Consider the following 18,022-nt stretch of genomic DNA (forward strand, 5'->3'; position numbering starts at 1 on the left):
AACTCAGGGCCTGAAACCGCCGACGATGTCGGCCGTCGCCGCGAGACCGCTGCTGATGGTGGGGGCGATGTCCGTGCCGGCGAGGCAGAAGCCGAGCAGCAGGCACACCAGTGCGTGCGAGACCTTCAGTCCGCCACCGCGCAGGAAGATCACCGCCAGGATCAGCAGCAGCATCACCACAGAGAGTGAGATCACCATCGTCGGCCTCCTCCGCCACGCCCGTTTCGCGGCGTTCGGCCGCAAGTGTGGCGTAGCGGAGGCTCTGGCCGGACGGCTGACCCGTCCCCCGAAAAGGTGAAGTCCGAGGGGAAGGCTCTAGCGGTGGGCGTCCAGGAAGGCTTCCAGGCCGGCGAGGTCGTCCGTGTTGAGGTGGTCGACGTCGGCGGCGAGCAGTTCGGCCCAGAGCGCGTCCCGGGCGGGGCCGGCCACGTCCGGGGTGGCCCAGAACCGGACCTTCTGTCCGCGCGAGTGGGCCCTGCGCACGAGGGTCCGCAGCTTGCGCCGTTCGGCGTCCGGGAAGGCGCCCACCCCGAGCCAGGTGAAGTTGAGGGTCCAGTTGTCGCTGATCAACGGGACGAAGGAGGCGGGCGCCGGGGTGCCGAGGTCGGTGAGCCGGCCGTCGTAGAAGGCCCGTCGGACGGTCTGCGCCTCCATGGGGGTGCGGGCGGCGCGGTCGCCGGAGACGACGGCGGTGACCGGCCCGGAATGCACCCGGCCGTGCGCGTACGTCGTGAACAGGCCCTTGTAGCGGCGCAGATGCCGGTCGAGTTCGAGGTACGTCGAGGCGCCCTCGGTCTTGATGTCGATGAGCAGTTGCAGGGGCCTGCGGTGGCCCCGGTACACGGAACCGTGGTGGGCGCGGACGCGGGCGGCGAGCGGGTCGAGGTAGAGGGCTTCGAGGGTGCGGGCCGGGTCGAGGTCGACCGGGTCGTGGGCGACGAGGAGCTGGTCGCCGACGAGGTAGATGTCGGCCTCGACGCTGCCGAAGCGGTGGTCGAGGGCGTCGAGGAGGGGCCGCGGGTGCTCGTAGTCGTTGTGGGCGTGGGCGCGCCACAACGGACGCGGGCCGTGCCGCTGTTCGCCGGCGAGCGCACGGGTGGCGGGCAGGACGACGGTGCCCGCGAGGGCGGCGCCGAGGGTGGTGAGGGCTCTGCGACGGGTGGTGAGGGCCATGCTCTGCCTCCCTGGTAGGGCCGGTGGGGACGTGAGCGAGTATGGGTCCGGGAGGGCCCAGGGAGCAGAGCCGTGCGGGGAGTTGGCCGGACTGCCGCCATGCGTTCATCCGGCTCGCGCGGGGCGCACGCAAAAGCCCGCCCCAGGTGGGGCGGGCTTCTCGTGGGCGTTGCCCAGGTGTCCGTCAGGGGGCGTGGAGGGCGGCGAGTTCGGCCACCGCCTCCCGGTGGGCGCCCGCCGTGCCGTACGCGATCGAGTCGGCCTTCGACCGCTTCAGGTACAGGTGGGCGGGGTGCTCCCAGGTCATCCCGATGCCGCCGTGCAGTTGGACCGCCTCCTCGGCGGCGCGCACGGCGACGGGCGCCGCGTACGCCTGGGCGACGGCGACCGCCACGTCGGCGTCCTCGCCGGTCGCGAGGGCGTCCGCCGCGTTCCGGGCGGCGGCCCGCAGGCTGACGACCTCCAGCCACAGCTGGGCGAGCCGGTGCTTGAGCGCCTGGAACCCGCCGACCGGCCGGTTGAACTGCTTGCGCTCCTTGAGGTAGCGGACCGTCTCGGTCAACGACCAGTCCGCGAGCCCGAGTTGCTCGGAGGCGAGCAGCCCGGATCCGGAGCGCAGGGCCCGTCGTACGGCGGGTTCGGCGTCGCCCAGGAGCCGCCCGGGCGCCCCGCTCAGGGTGACGGTCGCCAGGGGCCGGGTCAGGTCCAGGGAGACCTGCGGAGTGACGGTCGCCGCCTCCGCGTCCACCGCGTACAGCCCGCCGTCGTCCGCGGGAACCAGCAGCACGTGGGCGACCGCCGCGTCCGCGATGCCGGTCAACTCTCCGTGCAGGGCGCCGCCTTCATGGCGTACGACCTTGTAGGCGCCGCCCGCGGCGACGTTCAGCGCGACGGCGAGGGCGCCGATCTTCCGCCCCGACGCCAGTTCGGCGAGCAGCTCTGCGGCGTCGCAGGCCAGCAGCGCCTCGGTGGCGACGACCGCACTGGTGAGGTAGGGCAGGGGAGCGACCGCGCGCCCCAACTCCTCCAGGACGACGGCGGCTTCACGGTGCGTGGCACCCTGGCCGCCCTGCGCCTCGGGCACCAGCAGGCCCGCCAGGCCCATACCGTCGGCGAGCGCCTTCCAGGCCGCGAGGTCGTGCGGAGCGCCGGACTCGGTGCGCGCGATGACGCCAGGCGCGTCACAGTGGTCGGCGAGCAGGTCCCGTACGGCGGCCCGCAGGGCCTCTTCCTCCTCCGAGTACAGCAGGTCGGGCTGTGCGCTCTGTGCCGTCATCGGGCCAGGTCCTTCCAGGCGACGTCCTTGTCGGTGCGCGGTTCGGTGGGCAGGCCCAGGACGCGTTCCGCGACGATGTTCAGCAGGACCTCGCTGGTCCCGCCCTCGATGCTGTTGCCCTTGGAGCGGAGGTAGCGGTATCCGGCGTCCCGGCCGGTGAAGTCGACCAGTTCCGGTCGGCGCATGGTCCAGTCGTCGTACAACAGGCCTTCCTCACCGAGGAGTTCGACCTCCAGTCCGCTGATCTCCTGGTTGAGGCCGGCGAACGCCAGCTTCATGCCGGCGCCCTCGGGGCCGGGCTGGCCGACGGCCATCTGCTGGCGCAGCCGCTCGCCGGTCAGCCGAGCGACCTCGGCCTCGACCCAGAGGGTCAGCAGCCGCTGGTGCAGGTCGTGGGTGCGCAGTTCCGGACGCTCGCGCCAGGTCCTGGCGATCGGGCCGATCATGCCGCCCTCGCGGGGCAGTCGCATGCCGCCGATGGCGACGCGTTCGTTGTTGAGGGTGGTCTGCGCGACCCGCCAGCCGTCGCCGATCTCGCCGAGGCGACGGGAGTCGGGGATGCGGACGTCGGTGAGGAAGACCTCGTTGAACTCGGCCTCGCCGGTGATCTGGCGCAGCGGCCGTACCTCGACACCCGGGTCGGTCATGTCACAGAGGAAGTAGGTGATGCCCGCATGCTTGGGCACGTCGGGGTCGGTGCGGGCGATGAGGATGGCCCAGCGGGCGACATGGGCGCTGGAGGTCCACACCTTCTGCCCGTTGACCACCCACGTGCTCCCGCTCGCGGTGTCGCTCGATCCGGCGGGATCCCCGTCCTCGCGGACGGCCCGGGTGCCCAGTGCCGCGAGGTCGGATCCGGCGCCTGGCTCGCTGAACAGCTGGCACCAGACCTCCTCCCCCACCCACAGAGGCCTCAGGAACCGCTGCTTCTGCTCCTCGGTGCCGTACTTGAGGATCGTCGGCGCGGCCATGCCGAGGCCGATGCCGATGCGCCGCGGGTCGTTGTCGGGGGCGCCGGCGGCCTCCAACTCGGCGTCCACGACGGCCTGGAGGGAACGTGGGGCACCGAGCCCGCCGAGCCCTTCGGGGTAGTGCACCCAGGCGAGTCCGGCGTCGAAGCGGGCCCTGAGGAAGTCGAGCCGGTCGGTACCGGCCGGCGGGAAGGCGGCCAGCAACTCCCGGGTCCGGTCGCGCAGTTCGGCGGCGTCGGTCATGCCGGCCCTCCTTCGGTGAGGCCCGGCAGTACGGCGACCCGGCCGGTGGTGACACCGTCGGCCACCCGCTGCACGGCCGCGGCGGCCCCGCCGAGCGGCACCCGCTCGCTCACCAGGGGCTTGATCGCACCCCGGGCGGCCAGCTCGGTGAGCTGTTCGTGGCAGTGCTGGACCAGCTTCGGGTTCTTGGTGTTGTACAGACCCCAGTGCAGGCCGAGGATCGCGTAGTTCTTCACCAGGGCGTGGTTGAGCGACGGCGCGGGGATGGTGCCGCTCGCGAAGCCGACGACGACGATCCGGCCCTCGAAGGCGACGACCTTGGTGGACTGCGTGTAGGCCTCGCCGCCGACCGGGTCGTAGATCACGTCGGCGCCACGGCCGCCGGTCGCCTCCTTCACGGCGGCGACGACGTCCTCGGTGCGCCGGTCGATCACCGCGTCACAGCCCAGCTCCCGGGCGACGGCGACCTTGTCGGCGCCGCCGACGACCCCGATCACGGTCGCGCCGGCCGCCTTCCCGAGCTGCACGGCCGCGCTGCCGACCCCTCCGGCGGCAGCGTGGACGAGCAGGGTCTCGCCGGCTTCCAGCCGGGCCCGCCGGTGCAGACCGAACCAGCCCGTCTGGTAGCCGATGTGCAGGGCGGCGGCCTCGGCGTCGTCCAGCGAGTCGGGTGCGGGCAGCAGGGCGGCGGCGTCCGCGACGGCGTACTCGGCGAAACCGCCGTACGGCAGGGCGGGGTTGGCGATGACCCGTCGACCGTCCTCGGTCTCGCCGCAGATCTCCACGCCCGGCGTGAACGGCAGCGGCGGCCTGACCTGGTAGTGGCCCCGGGCCATGAGCACGTCCGGGAAGTTGATGTTCGCGGCACGTACCTTCAGCAGGACCTGGCCGTCGCCGGGCGTGGGCCGCGCCACGTCCGCCAGGCGCATCACCTCGCCCGGTTCGCCGTTCTCGTGCACTTGCCAAGCCTGCATGCGGTGCCTCCACGGGACTGCGTCGTCTTACCGGGGTCCCTCGCATACTAAGCGGTCGCTTGTCGATCGGGGAACAGTCGGGTACGTCACGACCGCTTGGGCCGCGCCCGGACGTGCATCCGCTCCCCCTGCGGCCCGAACAGGCTGAGGAACTCCACCGGCCCCTCCCCCGTCGACCCGAACCAGTGCGGCACCCGGGTGTCGAACTCGGCGGCCTCCCCGGCGGCGAGCACGAAGTCGCGGTCGCCCAGGACCATCCGCAGCCGCCCCGACAGCACGTACAGCCACTCGTAGCCCTCATGGGTCCGCGTCTCCGGCTCGTCGCTCTGCTGCGGCACCAGCACCTTGAACGCCTGGAGGCCGCCGGGCCGGCGGGTCAGCGGCCAGTACGTGCGCCCGTGCCGGGAGATCGCCGCCGCCCGCACCCGCGGATCCCGGACCGCCGGCGTGCCCACCAGCTCGTCCAGCGCCACCTCGTGGGCGCGTGCGATCGGCAGCAGCAGCTCCAGGCTGGGCCTGCGCAGACCCGACTCCAGCCGGGAGAGCGTGCTCACCGAGATGCCGGTCGCCTCGGAGAGCCCGGCCAGGGTGGCCCCGCGTTCCTTCCGGATCCGCCGCAGCCGTGGCCCGACCTCGGCGAGCACCTCGTCCATGTCGTCGTCGCTCATGCAGGACATTGCAGTTTCGGCAAACATGTTTGTCAATACGGCAGCGGTCGCGGGACCGTCTCGGTGGAGGTGGTCACCGTGACCGAGAAGAGCACCGGCAAGCACACCGACTCCTACGAGGTGGTCGTCGTCGGAGGAGGCGCGGCCGGGCTGTCCGCCGGGCTGGTCCTGGGCCGGGCCCGGCGCCACACCCTGGTCGTCGACGCGGGCGAACCGCGCAACACGCCCGCCGCGCACATGCAGGGCTATCTGTCCCGGGACGGCATGTCCCCGGCCGACTTCCTGGCGGTCGGCCGCGAGGAGATCGCGCGCTACGGCGTCGAACTGGTCCGGGACCGGGCGGTGGACGTCACCCGGGACGGCGACTTCGCCGTGGTCCTGGCGGGCGGCCGGACCGTGCGCGCCCGGCGTCTGGTGATCGCCACCGGCCTGCGGGACGAGCTGCCGCGGGTCGAGGGACTCGCCGAACGCTTCGGACGGGACGTGCTGCACTGCCCGTACTGCCACGGCTGGGAGGTCCGCGACCGGGCCTTCGGCGTGCTCGCGACCACGCCGGCGAGCGTGCACCAGGCACTGATCGTGTCCCAGTGGTCGAAGGACGTGACCTTCTTCCTGCACACGGTCGCCGAGAGGGAACTGCCGGACGACGACCTGCGCCGGCTCGCCGCGGCCGGAGTGAAGGTGGTCCCCGGCGAGGTCGCGGCCCTGCGGACGGAGGACGACCGGCTCACCGGGGTCCGGCTCGCCGACGGCACCACGCACGAGCGCGAGGTGCTGTTCGTGGCCCCCCGGGCCGTCCCGCAGACGGATCTGCTGCGGCGCCTCGGCGCGGACCTCCAGGAGACCCCGTTCGGCGCGTACCCGGTGGTCGACCCGACGGGTCTGACGAGCGTGCCCGGCGTGTGGTCGGCGGGCAACGCGATGGGCTTCGCGGAGCAGGTCGTCAACGCGGCGGCCGGCGGGTACCGGGCGGGCGCCACGATCAACGGCGAGCTGCTGATGACGGACCTCGACAACGCCGTCGCGGCCGTCCAGGTGTAGACCGCCCGCCTCCGGTGCACCATGGCTGCATGCTGCTGACCCGGCTGGCCCGTGTGTCCCAGGAGGTCGCCGCGACCTCGGCGCGCTCCCGCAAGATCGCGCTGCTCGCCGAGCTCTTCCGGGACGCCGAGGCGGCGGACGTGCCGATCGTCATCCCGTATCTGGCGGGCCGGCTGCCGCAGGGGCGGCTCGGCGTCGGCTGGAAGGTGCTGAGCCGCCCGGTCGCCCCGGCCGCCGAGCCGGCCCTGACCGTGCGCGAGGTGGACGCCCTGCTCGGCGCGCTCCGCGAGGTCTCGGGCGCCGGCTCGCAGGCCGAGCGGGCCCGGCTGGTCGGCGAGCTGATGGGCGCGGCCACCGAGGACGAGCAGCGGTTCCTGTTCGCCCTGATCAGCGGCGAGGTGCGGCAGGGCGCACTGGACGCGGTCGCGACCGAGGGGCTCGCCCGGGCCACCGGCGCACCACCGGCCGACGTCCGGCGGGCCGTGATGCTCGCGGGCTCCCTCCAGACGGTGGCCGAGGCCCTGCTCGCGGACGGCCCCGCCGCCCTGGAGGGCTTCCGGCTGACCGTGGGCCGCCCGGTCCAGCCGATGCTGGCGCACAGCGCCTCCTCGGTCGCCGAGGCGGTGGACAAGCTCGGCGTGTGCGCGGTCGAGGAGAAACTCGACGGCATCCGCGTCCAGGTCCACCGTGACGGCGGCACGGTACGGCTGTACACCCGCACCCTCGACGACATCACCGACCGGCTGCCCGAACTCACCTCGGCGGCACTGGAGTTGCGGGGCGAGCGGTTCATCCTGGACGGCGAGGTCATCGCCCTCGACGAGGACGGCCGCCCCCGCTCCTTCCAGGAGACCGCCGGGCGGGTCGGCTCCCGTGTGGACGTGCCGACGGCCGCCGAGGCGGTGCCCGTCTCCCCGGTGTTCTTCGACGCCCTGTCCGTCGACGGCCGCGACCTGCTCGACCTGCCGTTCGCCGAGCGGCACGCGGAGCTGGCCCGGCTGGTACCCGAGCCGATGCGGGTCCGGCGCACCCTGGTGTCCGGCCCCGAAGAGCTGCCCGCGGCCGAGGAGTTCCTCACCGGGACGCTGGAGCGCGGCCACGAGGGTGTCGTGGTGAAGGCCCTCGACGCCCCCTACAGCGCGGGCCGGCGCGGCGCGTCCTGGCTGAAGGTCAAACCGGTGCACACCCTCGACCTGGTGGTCCTGGCCGCCGAGTGGGGCCACGGCCGCCGCACCGGCAGGCTCTCCAACCTGCACCTCGGCGCCCGCACCGCGGACGGCTCCTTCGCGATGCTCGGCAAGACCTTCAAGGGCATGACCGACGCGGTGCTCACCTGGCAGACCGAGCGGCTCCGGGAGCTGGCCGTGGACACCGACGGCCATGTGGTGACCGTACGTCCCGAACTCGTCGTCGAGATCGCCTACGACGGCCTGCAGCGGTCCACCCGGTACCCGGCCGGTGTGACGCTCCGCTTCGCCCGCGTGGTCCGCTACCGCGAGGACAAGCGCCCGGAGGAGGCGGACACCGTGGAGACCCTCCTGGCGGCGCATCCGGGGATCGCGCCGTGACCGGGAGACGGAGCGCGGGCTTGCTGCTGTTCCGCCACACCGACCGCGGCCTCGATGTGTTGCTCGGCCACATGGGCGGCCCCTTCTTCGCGCGGCGCGACGCCGGGGCGTGGACGGTGCCCAAGGGCGAGTACGAGGCGGACGAGCCCGCCTGGGACGCGGCCCGGCGGGAGTTCGAGGAGGAGCTGGGGCTGCCGCCGCCCGACGGCACGCCCGTACCGCTCGGTGAGGTCCGGCAGACGGGCGGCAAGGTCGTCACCGCGTGGGCGGTCGAGGCGGACCTCGATCCGGCGACCGTCGTCGCACCGGGGACCTTCCGGCTGGAATGGCCGCCGAGGTCCGGGCGGATCCAGGAGTTCCCGGAGCTGGACCGCGTGGCGTGGTTCGACCTCGACCGGGCCCGCGAGGTGATCGTCAGGGCCCAGTCCGCGTTTCTCGACCGGCTGGTGGAGCACTCGGCCTGAGCAGACGCACACGCGTTGCGGTCCCCACCGCCGCGCGGGAAGGTCGAAGCACAGCCCGTCACCAGGAAGGTCAGCCATGCCCATCGCAACGGTCAACCCGGCGAACGGCGAGACGCTCAAGACGTACGAGGCCATGGGCGAGGAGGAGATCGAGCGCCGGCTCCGGCTCGCGGAGGCCGCCTTCCGCACGTACCGCACGACGCCTCTCGCCGAACGGGCCCGCCTCCTGCACCGGGCCGCCGACCTCCTCGACGAGGACCAGGAGGACATCGGCCGGGTCATGACCACGGAGATGGGCAAGCCGGTCAAGCAGGCCCGCGCGGAGGCCGCGAAGTGTGCCAAGGCGATGCGCTGGTACGCCGACCACGCGGCGGAACTCCTCGCAGACGAGGAGCCCGCGGCCGCCGACGTGAAGGACTCCGGCGCCTCCCGGGCCCTGGTCCGCTACCGGCCGCTGGGACCGGTGCTCGCGGTGATGCCGTGGAACTTCCCGCTGTGGCAGGTGATCCGCTTCGCGGCGCCCGCGCTGATGGCGGGCAACGTGGGCCTTCTCAAGCACGCCTCCAACGTCCCGCAGACCGCCCTCTATCTGGAGGACCTCTTCCATCGCGCGGGCTTCACCGAGGGCACCTTCCAGACCCTGCTGATCGGCTCCGGAGCGGTCGACGAGATCCTGCGCGACGACCGGGTCAAGGCGGCCACGCTCACCGGCAGTGAGCCCGCCGGCCGGGCCGTCGCCTCCACCGCCGGGCAGATGGTCAAGAAGACGGTGCTGGAACTGGGCGGCAGCGACCCCTACATCGTGATGCCCTCCGCCGACCTCGACCGGGCCGCCCGGATCGCGGTGACCGCGCGTGTGCAGAACAACGGGCAGTCGTGCATCGCCGCCAAGCGGTTCATCGTGCACACGGACGTGTACGACGCGTTCGCCGAACGGTTCGTCCGGGGCATGCAGACGCTGAAGGTCGGCGACCCGCTGGCGGAGGAGACGGAGGTCGGGCCGCTGGCGACCGAGCAGGGACGCGCCGATCTGGAGGAACTCGTCGACGACGCGCTGCGCAGCGGGGCGAGGGCACTGTGCGGCGGCGAACGGCCCGACGGGGACGGCTGGTACTACCGGCCGACCGTGCTGACCGGCATCACCCGCGAGATGCGCGTCCACCGGGAGGAGGCGTTCGGCCCGGTCGCCACCCTGTACCGGGCCGCCGACCTGGAGGAGGCGGTACTGATCGCGAACGACTCGCCGTTCGGCCTGAGTTCCAACGTGTGGACGCGGGACGAGACCGAGGTCGACCGTTTCGTACGGGATCTGGAGGCGGGCGGCGTGTTCGTCAACGGGATGACGGCGTCCCACCCGGCGTTGCCGTTCGGCGGGGTGAAGCGGTCCGGCTACGGGCGTGAGCTGTCCGGGCACGGAATCCGGGAGTTCTGCAACATCACGACCGTATGGCACGGAGCGTGAGGGTTCCGCGGCTACGATCCCCTTTGTGAACCGCGAAGTGACTCTGCCTCTGATCGTCGACGACCGCGGGACCCTGCAGGTGGCTGCCGCCGATGTGAGCAAGCTGTTGCGGACGGTGGGTGGCCGGTGGCTGCATCTCGTCGAGGCCGGGGAGGACGGGCTCGACGAGGACACGGTGGCCGCCCTGACGATCGAGCTCGCGAAACTGGCCGATCGCATCGACGTCGCGTGCATCGCGCACAGCAGCGGAAGCACGCCGTAGCGGTCGCGGTCCGCAGGGCTTTGGCCGTCGCCTGTTCAGAGTAGTCCCGCGCGAGATCGTCGCCCCCTCGGGTGATCGTGGACTGGACCACTCTCTGAGGCGAAAGCAGGCACGGTTCATGGCGACGTTGTGCAGACCCTCGGTGTCCGTTCCAGAGCATGTGATCACGATGGAGGAGACGCTGGAGCTGGCGCGCTCCCGCCACGCCGATCACCCCCAACTCCCGCTGGCCCTCCGGCTGATCGAGAACACCGGAGTGCGCACCCGGCACATCGTGCAGCCCATCGAGGAGACCCTGAAGCACCCGGGCTTCGAGGACCGCAACAAGATCTACGTGGCGGAGGCGAAGGCGCGGGTCCCCTCGGTCGTGCAGCGCGCCCTCGACGACGCGGAGCTGCTCACCAGCGACATCGACGTGATCATCTACGTGTCCTGCACGGGCTTCATGATGCCCTCGCTCACGGCCTGGCTGATCAACGAGATGGACTTCGACGCCACCACCCGGCAGCTCCCCATAGCCCAGTTGGGCTGCGCCGCCGGCGGGGCCGCCATCAACCGCGCGCACGACTTCTGCACCGCCTACCCGCAGGCCAACGCCCTCATCGTGGCCTGCGAGTTCTGCTCGCTGTGCTACCAGCCCACCGACATCGGCATCGGTTCCCTGCTGTCCAACGGCCTGTTCGGCGACGGCATAGCGGCAGCCGTGGTGCGCGGCCGGGGCGGCGAGGGCATCGCGCTGGAGCGCAACGGCTCGTACCTGATCCCCAAGACAGAAGAGTGGATCATGTACGACGTCCGGGCCACCGGCTTCCACTTCCTGCTGGACAAGCGGGTGCCGGCCACCATGGAGCCGCTCGCGCCGGCGCTCCAGGACCTCGCGGGTCTGCACGGCTGGGACGCGGCCGACCTGGACTTCTACATCGTCCACGCCGGAGGGCCACGCATACTCGACGACCTCAGCAAGTTCCTCCAGGTCGACCCGCACGCCTTCCGGTTCAGCCGGGCCACCCTCACCGAGTACGGCAACATCGCCAGCGCCGTCGTCCTGGACGCGCTGCGCCGGCTGTTCGACGAGGGCGGGCCGCGCGACCGGGCCCGCGGGCTCCTCGCCGGGTTCGGACCCGGCATCACCGCGGAAATGGCACTGGGCCGCTGGCAGCGTTCCGAAGAGACGGCGTGAGATGACCGAAGAGACGATCACCGAGACCCTCCCCCCGATCCGCCACTGGCCCGCCCTGGACCTGTCCGGCGTGGACTTCGACCCGGTCCTGACCGAGTTGATGCGGGAGGCCCCGGTCACTCGCATCCAGCTGCCCAACGGCGAGGGCTGGGCCTGGCTGGTCACCCGGTACGAGGACGTACGGACGGTGACCAACGACCCCCGGTTCAGCCGGGAGGCCGTCATGGACCGGCCGGTCACCCGCCTCGCCCCGCACTTCATCCCGGCCCGGGGCGCGGTCGGCTTCCTGGACCCGCCCGACCACACCCGGCTGCGCCGCTCGGTCGCCGCCGCCTTCACCGCCAAGGGCGTGGAGCGGATCCGCGAGAAGTCCCGCCTGCTGCTGGACGAGCTGGTCGACGAACTGCTCCAGGACGGCCCGCCGAGCGACCTCTCGGCGACCGTCCTCAGCCCCTTCCCCATCGCCGTGATCTGCGAGTTGATGGGCGTCCCGGCGGCCGACCGGCACGGCATGCACACCTGGACGCAGCTGATCCTGTCGTCCTCGCACGGCGCCCGGGTCAGTGAGCGGGCCAGGAACGAGATGGGCGCCTACTTCACCGACCTCATCGCCACGCGGGACTCGGGCACCGGCGAGGACGTCGCCTCGCTGCTGGGGGCCGCCGTGAGCCAGGGCGAGGTGACCCTGGAGGAGGCGGTCGGGCTCGCGGTGCTGCTCCAGATCGGCGGCGAGGCGGTCACCAACAACAGCGGCCAGATGTTCTACATCCTGCTGACCCGCCCGGACCTGGCCGAACGGCTGCGCGCCGAACCGGAGATCCGCCCGCGGGCCGTCGACGAGCTGCTGCGCTACATTCCGCACCGCAACGCGGTCGGGCTGTCCCGGATCGCCCTGGAGGACGTGGGGATCCGAGGCGTCCGGATCCGGGCGGGCGACGCGATCTACGTGTCGTACCTCTCCGCGAACCGGGATCCGGACGTGTTCGCCTACCCGGAGACGATCGACTTCTCCCGCAGCCCCAACCCGCATGTCTCCTTCGGCTTCGGCCCGCACTACTGTCCCGGGTCCATGCTCGCCCGTATGGAGTCCGAGCTGCTGGTCGGCACGCTGCTCGACCGTGTGCCGGGCCTGAAGCTGGCCGTGCAGCCGAAGGAAGTCCCGTTCAAGAAGGGCGCGTTGATCCGCGGCCCCGAAGCCCTCCCGGTCACGTGGTGATCCGATGACGGCGACCGAGGGGCTGCTCGTGCCGCCGGGTCACGGCCGGGTCGTCCAGACCCCGGCCCAGCACGTGACCTTCAAGGTGACCGGTTCGCACTCGCGCACGGCGTCCACCTTCGAGGTGATCGTGCCACCGGGCTTCGACGTCGGCGCCCATGTGCACACCCGCAGCGAGGAGTTGTTCTACGTCCTCGAAGGCGAGCTGGACGTCCTCGCCTTCGAGCCGCGGATCCGGACCCCCGCCAACTGGCAGCGCTGGGAGTCGGGTTCAGGCAGCCGCGTCGTACGCGCGACACCGGGCACGGTCATCGTCGTACCACCCGGCTGTCCCCACGCCTTCGCCAACCCGACGGACTCCCCCGCCAAGATGTTCTTCCAGGCGTCGCCGCCCCCCGATCACGAGCGCTACTTCGACGAGCTGCTGGAGATCCTGGGGAGCGGGGGGCCACCGGACCACGAGGCGATCGAAGAACTCAGGTCCAGGTACGACATCGAGCAGCTCACACCCCTCCAGCACCGGTGAGACCTCCCGCCTGAGGGGCGCGGGGCCGTGTTCGACCCGCGGCCCACGGCCCGCGAACTACCGAATGGTCATCCCCGAGAGCGTCCGGGCAATCACCAACCGCTGGATCTCACTCGTACCCTCGAAGATCGTGTAGATAGCCGCGTCCCTGTGCATCCGCTCCACCGGGTACTCACGGGTGTACCCGTTGCCACCCAGGATCTGCACCGCCTGCGCGGTAACCGTCTTCGCCGTCTCGCTCGCGAACAGCTTCGACATCGATCCCTCGGCCGCCGTGAACTGCTTCCCGTTGATCGCCATCCAGGACGCCCGCCAGACCAGCAGCCGCGCCGCGTCGATCGACGTACGCATGTCGGCGAGCTGGAAGGCGACCCCCTGGTTGTCGATGATCGGCCGCCCGAACTGCTCACGCGTCTTGGCATAGTCGAGGGCGACCTCGTACGCGGCACGGGCCGTACCGACGGCCATCGCCCCCACCGCCGGCCGCGAAGCCTCGAACGTGGCCATCGCCGCGTTCTTCACGCGCTCCCCGCCCGCCTTGGCCCGCTCGCGGGCCCGGGCCAGCCGCTCGTCCAGCTTCTGCTTGCCGCCGAGCAGGCAGGAGCCGGGCACCCGGGCGTTGTCGAGGACGACCTCGGCGGTGTGCGAGGCGCGGATGCCGTGCTTCTTGAACTTCTGGCCCTGGGAGAGGCCGGGGGTGTTCGGCGGGACGATGAAGGAGGCGTGGCCCTTGGAGCCGAGCTCGGGGTCCACGACCGCGACGACCACATGGACGTTGGCGATGCCGCCGTTGGTCGCCCAGGTCTTGGTGCCGTTGAGCACCCACTCGTCCTTGGCCTCGTCGTACACCGCGCGGGTGCGCATCGACGCCACGTCGGAGCCGGCGTCCGGCTCGGAGGAGCAGAACGCGGCGACCTTGACATCGTTGGCATCGCCGTACATCTGGGGGATCCAGGTGCCGATCTGCTCCTCGGTGCCGTTGGCGAGGACGCCGACGGCGGCGAGACCGGTGCCGACGATGGACAGGGCGATGCCCGCGTCACCCCAGAACAGCTCCTCCATGGCCATCGGGATACCGAGGCCGGTGGGGTCGAAATACTGCTGGGCGTAGAAGTCCAGGGAGTAGATGCCGACCTTGGCGGCCTCCTGAATGACCGGCCAGGGAGTTTCCTCACGCTCGTCCCATTCGGCGGCCGCAGGGCGGATGACGTCGGCGGAAAAGCCGTGCAGCCAGTCCCGGACCTCCTTCTGTTCGTCGTTGAGCTCCATGGTGAACTCGGCCATGACCCCTCCAGCGGCGATACACGTGCGTGTTACTTACGGTAACGCGAGTCTGTTACCGGTCGGTAGGAATTGTCAACTCCTGATGACCGGTCGGCAGCCCGTTCGATGTAAGAGGCATGCTGAGTGTTAGTTTGCGCAGGCGTTACCTAATTCAGCACGGGTGGGGAGAGCACATGGACACCACACAGCGGACCGAGCAACAACGGTCCGCCGACCGCCGCCGGCGCGAACTGCTGGAGGCAGCGGACAGAGTGGTGCTGCGCGACGGCCCCCAAGCCTCCATGAACGCCATCGCCGCGGAGGCCGGCATCACCAAACCGATCCTTTATCGCCACTTCGGCGACAAGGGTGGGCTTTACGCAGCCTTGGCCAAGCGGCACACCGACGCACTGCTCGACTCCCTCCGTGCCGCGCTGGACGCTCCGGCGGAGCGGCGGCAGCGGGTCGAGGCGACGCTGGACACGTATCTGGCCGCCATCGAGGCCCGGCCCCAGGTGTACCGGTTCCTGATGCACCCCGCGGACGGCGGGCAGGTCTCCGACCAGGGGTTCGACGTCGGCAAACACAGCGTGCCACTGCTCCGCAAGATGGGCGAGGAGTTGGCCCAGGTCATCGAGGACCGGGTGGATCTGGGGCCGGGGAGCCAGCAGTTGGCCCGCGTGTGGGGGCACGGGATCGTCGGGATGATGCACGCGGCGGGCGACTGGTGGCTGGGGGAACGGCCTTGCTCGCGGGTGGAGTTGGTGACGAGTCTGGCCGATCTGTTGTGGGGGCGGCTCGCCGACACGGGGGACAAGGTGGGAGGGCCGGGGTTCTGACGGCCGTGGTCCGACCGCGGGCCGGTGAAGGTTGGCCACGCCCACGCGGCGGAGCCGCACAGCGACACAGTCCCGCACCGCCAGGTGGGCACCCTCACCGACTCCAAGAAGCCCGGGTCGCTTGTCGCATGAGACGTCGTCGGCGCCAACCGGTCAGTCTGTCCGCGTAGATCCGGCCATCCAGGTGGTCGTACTCGTGCTGGAGACACCGCGCGAAGAAACCCGTGCCGTGCACGGTGACCGGCTCGCCGGTCACCGTGAAACCCTCGATCACCGCGTGGTCGTAGCGCTCCGTCCCCGCCTCCAGGCCCGGCAGGGACAGGCAGCCCTCCGGGCCGCGCAGGACGATCCCGTCGCTCTCGACGAGGGTGGGGTTCACCAGATGGCCCACGTGGCGGACCTCCTCGTCGTCCGGGCAGTCGTAGACGAAGACCCGCCAGGACGTGCCGATCTGGTTGGCCGCCAGGCCGACTCCCTGGGCCGCGTACATCGTCGCGAACAAGTCCTCCACGAGTGCCGCCAGTTCGGGACCGAAGTCGGTGACCTCCGCGCAGGGGGCGTGCAGCACGTCGTCGCCGAGCAGTGTGAGGGGCCGGACGCGCCCGTGGGCGCCCGGGATCGGACCTTGTCGCATGGCCGCAAGGGTACGGTCCTCACAGTCACGCGAACGTCGCGCGGGCGCCGCGGTTCGGGAGTGCGAATGGATCTCGATAGGCTGAGGTCCACACCACGTGGCCGGAGGCTGAGGCGCGGCGCGTACGCAAGGAGGATCGAGAACTGATGGCAGGCAACTCGGACCCGCTTTCGCCGCGGGCCAAGATCGCCGTGACCGCGGGCAAGGCGGTCGCGGCGGCATCGCGCGCCGCAGGGCGCGGCAGCGGTTCCGTGATCGGCGGCCGGGTGGCACTCAAACTCGACCCCGACCTTCTGGCCCGGCTCGCCCAGCACCTGGACGTCGTCCTGGTGTCGGCGACCAACGGCAAGACCACCACCACCCGGCTCATCGCCGAGGCGCTGGGGGCAGCGGGTCCGGTCGTGTCCAACGCGCTCGGCGCCAACATGCCGGCCGGTATCACCTCCGCCCTCGCGGGCGGCTCGGAGTCCCGGTACGCCGTCATCGAGGTCGACGAGAAGTACCTCGCCGGCGTCGCCCGGGACACCGACCCCAAGTGCATCGCCCTGCTCAACCTCTCGCGCGACCAGCTCGACCGAGCCGCCGAGACCCGCATGCTCGCCGAGAACTGGCGGGAGGGACTGGCCGGCTCCAAGGCCGTCATCATCGCCAACGCGGACGACCCGCTGGTGGTGTGGGCCGCGTCCTCCTCCCCCAACGTGATCTGGGTCGCCGCCGGACAGATGTGGAAGGACGACGCCTGGTCCTGCCCGTCCTGCGGCGGCGTGATGCAGCGTCCGGGCGACGACTGGTTCTGCGGCGAGTGCGGCTTCCGCCGGCCGACGCCGAGCTGGGCGCTCTCCGGCGACCACGTCCTGGACCCGCACGGTTCGGCCTGGCCGATCCACCTCCAGCTGCCGGGCCGCGCCAACAAGGCCAACGCCGCCTCCTCGGCGGCCGTCGCCGCCGTCTTCGGCGTACCGCCGCAGGTCGCCCTGGAACGCATGTACAAGGTGCAGGCCGTGGCCGGCCGGTACGACGTCGTGCAGTTCATGGAGCGCGACCTCCGGCTGCTGCTGGCGAAGAACCCGGCGGGCTGGCTCGAAACGTTCAGCCTGATCGATCCGCCGCCCACCCCGGTGATCCTCTCGGTGAACGCGCGCGGCGCCGACGGCACCGACACCTCCTGGCTGTGGGACGTCGACTACACGCGGCTGACCGGCCACCCCATCTGCGTCGTCGGCGACCGGAAGCTGGACCTCGCGGTGCGTCTGGAAGTCGCCAACCAGCACTTCCAGGTGTGCGAGAACCTCGACCAGGCCGTGCAGCAGTGCCCGCCGGGCCGCATCGAGGTCATCGCCAACTACACCGCCTTCCAGGACCTCCGCCGCCGCGTCGGCAACTGACACACTCAGGGGACTTTTGTGAGCGACAACAGCCTGCGGATCGTCTGGATCTACCCCGACCTGCTCAGCACCTACGGTGACCAGGGCAACGTCCTGGTCGTGGAGCGCCGGGCCCGGCAGCGCGGCCTCGACGTGGCCCGCCTCGACGTGCGCAGCGACCAGCCGATCCCGACCTCCGGGGACATCTACCTGATCGGCGGCGGTGAGGACCGGCCGCAGCGGCTCGCGGCCGAGCGGCTGCGCCGGGACGGCGGACTACACCGGGCCGTCGGGAACGGCGCGATCGTCTTCTCGGTGTGCGCCGGCTACCAGATCCTCGGCCACGAGTTCGTCAACGACCTCGGCCAGCGCGAGCCCGGCCTCGGCCTGCTCGACGTGGTCTCGGTGCGCGGCGAGGGCCTACGGTGCGTCGGTGACGTGCTGGGCGACATCGACCCGCGGCTGGGCCTGCCCCCGCTGACCGGTTTCGAGAACCACCAGGGCATCACCCACCTCGGCCCCACGGCCCGACCGCTGGCCCAGGTCCGCTTCGGCAACGGCAACGGGACCGGTGACGGCACGGAGGGGGCGTACAACGACACGGTCTTCGGTACGTACATGCACGGTCCCGTGCTGGCGCGCAATCCGCTGATCGCCGACCTGCTGCTGAAGCTGGCCCTGGACGTCAACGCGCTGCCGCCGACCGACGACCGGTGGTACGAGGCGCTCCGCACCGAGCGCATCGCGTCCGCGGAGCAGCCTGCCTGACACCTGCTGTCCGGCCTGCGGCTACCAGCCCGTCTGACGGCCTGTCCGCACAGGTGAGCGGGGTCGTCCAGCAGGCGGACGCACGCTTCGGCCCCGCCCCCTCCTGCCGCTAGGGTGGCGGGGTTCGAGC

General features: G+C 71.5%; 19 protein-coding genes. 11 read left to right on the forward strand and 8 right to left on the reverse strand.

Annotated features, from left to right (window positions below; genetic code table 11):
• Positions 1-3: 3 nt before the first annotated feature.
• From ACZ5VD_RS11595 to ACZ5VD_RS11620, 6 genes are all read right to left on the reverse strand, one after another.
• Positions 4-198 carry a hypothetical protein gene (locus ACZ5VD_RS11595; RefSeq protein WP_468549810.1) on the reverse strand — a complete coding sequence of 65 codons (195 nt, stop codon included), beginning with the start codon at positions 196-198 and terminating at the stop codon, positions 4-6.
• Between the two features lie 117 nt (positions 199-315).
• Complete coding sequence (locus ACZ5VD_RS11600; RefSeq protein WP_468549811.1) at positions 316-1,173, reverse strand: phosphatidylinositol-specific phospholipase C/glycerophosphodiester phosphodiesterase family protein; 858 nt, start codon at positions 1,171-1,173, stop codon at positions 316-318.
• A gap of 184 nt (positions 1,174-1,357) precedes the next feature.
• Positions 1,358-2,449: an acyl-CoA dehydrogenase family protein gene (locus ACZ5VD_RS11605; RefSeq protein WP_468682092.1), complete on the reverse strand. Its 1,092-nt coding sequence runs from the start codon at positions 2,447-2,449 to the stop codon at positions 1,358-1,360.
• Positions 2,446-3,663: an acyl-CoA dehydrogenase family protein gene (locus tag ACZ5VD_RS11610; RefSeq protein ID WP_468682094.1), complete on the reverse strand. Its 1,218-nt coding sequence runs from the start codon at positions 3,661-3,663 to the stop codon at positions 2,446-2,448. The genes ACZ5VD_RS11605 and ACZ5VD_RS11610 overlap by 4 nt, the downstream gene beginning before the upstream one ends.
• Complete coding sequence (locus ACZ5VD_RS11615; RefSeq protein ID WP_468549814.1) at positions 3,660-4,637, reverse strand: NADPH:quinone oxidoreductase family protein; 978 nt, start codon at positions 4,635-4,637, stop codon at positions 3,660-3,662. The genes ACZ5VD_RS11610 and ACZ5VD_RS11615 overlap by 4 nt, the downstream gene beginning before the upstream one ends.
• 86 nt (positions 4,638-4,723) lie before the next feature.
• Positions 4,724-5,305, reverse strand: coding sequence for a helix-turn-helix domain-containing protein (locus ACZ5VD_RS11620; protein WP_468549815.1), 582 nt, complete (start codon positions 5,303-5,305; stop codon positions 4,724-4,726).
• A 69-nt stretch (positions 5,306-5,374) separates the two neighbouring features.
• On the opposite strand from ACZ5VD_RS11620, the gene ACZ5VD_RS11625 reads away from it, so the two are divergent.
• The 8 genes from ACZ5VD_RS11625 (at position 5,375) to ACZ5VD_RS11660 (ending at position 13,024) form a co-directional block, all read left to right on the forward strand.
• Positions 5,375-6,346, forward strand: coding sequence for an NAD(P)/FAD-dependent oxidoreductase (locus ACZ5VD_RS11625; RefSeq protein WP_468682200.1), 972 nt, complete (start codon positions 5,375-5,377; stop codon positions 6,344-6,346).
• 29 nt (positions 6,347-6,375) lie between these two features.
• Positions 6,376-7,914, forward strand: a complete 1,539-nt coding sequence (locus ACZ5VD_RS11630) for an ATP-dependent DNA ligase (protein WP_468682096.1) — start codon at positions 6,376-6,378, stop codon at positions 7,912-7,914.
• Positions 7,911-8,378 (forward strand): NUDIX hydrolase, encoded by a 468-nt coding sequence (locus ACZ5VD_RS11635; RefSeq protein ID WP_468682097.1) that lies wholly within the window; start codon positions 7,911-7,913, stop codon positions 8,376-8,378. The genes ACZ5VD_RS11630 and ACZ5VD_RS11635 overlap by 4 nt, the downstream gene beginning before the upstream one ends.
• A gap of 76 nt (positions 8,379-8,454) precedes the next feature.
• A complete protein-coding gene (locus tag ACZ5VD_RS11640; protein WP_468682099.1) occupies positions 8,455-9,840 on the forward strand; it encodes an NADP-dependent succinic semialdehyde dehydrogenase in 1,386 nt (461 codons plus the stop codon).
• A gap of 25 nt (positions 9,841-9,865) precedes the next feature.
• The gene (locus tag ACZ5VD_RS11645) at positions 9,866-10,102 is read left to right on the forward strand and encodes a DUF6213 family protein (RefSeq protein ID WP_030041549.1); all 237 of its coding nucleotides are present in this window, start codon (positions 9,866-9,868) and stop codon (positions 10,100-10,102) included.
• A 94-nt stretch (positions 10,103-10,196) separates the two neighbouring features.
• The gene (locus tag ACZ5VD_RS11650) at positions 10,197-11,282 is read left to right on the forward strand and encodes a type III polyketide synthase (protein WP_468550002.1); all 1,086 of its coding nucleotides are present in this window, start codon (positions 10,197-10,199) and stop codon (positions 11,280-11,282) included.
• A 1-nt stretch (position 11,283) separates the two neighbouring features.
• On the forward strand, positions 11,284-12,498 hold the full coding sequence (locus ACZ5VD_RS11655) for a cytochrome P450 (RefSeq protein WP_468549820.1): 1,215 nt from the start codon (positions 11,284-11,286) through the stop codon (positions 12,496-12,498).
• Positions 12,499-12,502: 4 nt separating this feature from the next.
• Positions 12,503-13,024 (forward strand): cupin domain-containing protein, encoded by a 522-nt coding sequence (locus ACZ5VD_RS11660; protein ID WP_468549821.1) that lies wholly within the window; start codon positions 12,503-12,505, stop codon positions 13,022-13,024.
• Between the two features lie 57 nt (positions 13,025-13,081).
• On the opposite strand, the gene ACZ5VD_RS11665 is transcribed toward ACZ5VD_RS11660, so the two are convergent.
• Complete coding sequence (locus tag ACZ5VD_RS11665) at positions 13,082-14,308, reverse strand: acyl-CoA dehydrogenase family protein (RefSeq protein ID WP_468549822.1); 1,227 nt, start codon at positions 14,306-14,308, stop codon at positions 13,082-13,084.
• Between the two features lie 173 nt (positions 14,309-14,481).
• On the opposite strand from ACZ5VD_RS11665, the gene ACZ5VD_RS11670 reads away from it, so the two are divergent.
• Complete coding sequence (locus ACZ5VD_RS11670; protein WP_468549823.1) at positions 14,482-15,126, forward strand: TetR/AcrR family transcriptional regulator; 645 nt, start codon at positions 14,482-14,484, stop codon at positions 15,124-15,126.
• 94 nt (positions 15,127-15,220) lie between these two features.
• Here ACZ5VD_RS11670 and def read toward each other — a convergent pair whose 3' ends face one another.
• Positions 15,221-15,760 (reverse strand): peptide deformylase, encoded by a 540-nt coding sequence (gene def, locus ACZ5VD_RS11675; RefSeq protein WP_468549824.1) that lies wholly within the window; start codon positions 15,758-15,760, stop codon positions 15,221-15,223.
• Positions 15,761-15,906: 146 nt separating this feature from the next.
• On the opposite strand from def, the gene ACZ5VD_RS11680 reads away from it, so the two are divergent.
• Complete coding sequence (locus ACZ5VD_RS11680; RefSeq protein WP_468549825.1) at positions 15,907-17,145, forward strand: DUF1727 domain-containing protein; 1,239 nt, start codon at positions 15,907-15,909, stop codon at positions 17,143-17,145.
• 18 nt (positions 17,146-17,163) lie between these two features.
• The gene (locus tag ACZ5VD_RS11685) at positions 17,164-17,892 is read left to right on the forward strand and encodes a type 1 glutamine amidotransferase (protein ID WP_468549826.1); all 729 of its coding nucleotides are present in this window, start codon (positions 17,164-17,166) and stop codon (positions 17,890-17,892) included.
• Positions 17,893-18,022 lie beyond the last annotated feature (130 nt).

It is taken from the genome of Streptomyces sp. NPDC032822, assembly GCF_055578825.1.

Bases quoted from the DNA above. Each gene is read 5' to 3' on its own strand.
- ACZ5VD_RS11595 (WP_468549810.1), bottom strand. From the start codon at position 198: ATGGTGATCTCACTCTCTGTGGTGATGCTGCTGCTGATCCTGGCGGTG.
- ACZ5VD_RS11600 (WP_468549811.1), bottom strand. From the start codon at position 1,173: ATGGCCCTCACCACCCGTCGCAGAGCCCTCACCACCCTCGGCGCCGCC.
- ACZ5VD_RS11605 (WP_468682092.1), bottom strand. From the start codon at position 2,449: ATGACGGCACAGAGCGCACAGCCCGACCTGCTGTACTCGGAGGAGGAA.
- ACZ5VD_RS11610 (WP_468682094.1), bottom strand. From the start codon at position 3,663: ATGACCGACGCCGCCGAACTGCGCGACCGGACCCGGGAGTTGCTGGCC.
- ACZ5VD_RS11615 (WP_468549814.1), bottom strand. From the start codon at position 4,637: ATGCAGGCTTGGCAAGTGCACGAGAACGGCGAACCGGGCGAGGTGATG.
- ACZ5VD_RS11620 (WP_468549815.1), bottom strand. From the start codon at position 5,305: ATGAGCGACGACGACATGGACGAGGTGCTCGCCGAGGTCGGGCCACGG.
- ACZ5VD_RS11630 (WP_468682096.1), top strand. From the start codon at position 6,376: ATGCTGCTGACCCGGCTGGCCCGTGTGTCCCAGGAGGTCGCCGCGACC.
- ACZ5VD_RS11640 (WP_468682099.1), top strand. From the start codon at position 8,455: ATGCCCATCGCAACGGTCAACCCGGCGAACGGCGAGACGCTCAAGACG.
- ACZ5VD_RS11655 (WP_468549820.1), top strand. From the start codon at position 11,284: ATGACCGAAGAGACGATCACCGAGACCCTCCCCCCGATCCGCCACTGG.
- ACZ5VD_RS11660 (WP_468549821.1), top strand. From the start codon at position 12,503: ATGACGGCGACCGAGGGGCTGCTCGTGCCGCCGGGTCACGGCCGGGTC.
- ACZ5VD_RS11665 (WP_468549822.1), bottom strand. From the start codon at position 14,308: ATGGCCGAGTTCACCATGGAGCTCAACGACGAACAGAAGGAGGTCCGG.
- ACZ5VD_RS11670 (WP_468549823.1), top strand. From the start codon at position 14,482: ATGGACACCACACAGCGGACCGAGCAACAACGGTCCGCCGACCGCCGC.
- def (WP_468549824.1), bottom strand. From the start codon at position 15,760: ATGCGACAAGGTCCGATCCCGGGCGCCCACGGGCGCGTCCGGCCCCTC.
- ACZ5VD_RS11680 (WP_468549825.1), top strand. From the start codon at position 15,907: ATGGCAGGCAACTCGGACCCGCTTTCGCCGCGGGCCAAGATCGCCGTG.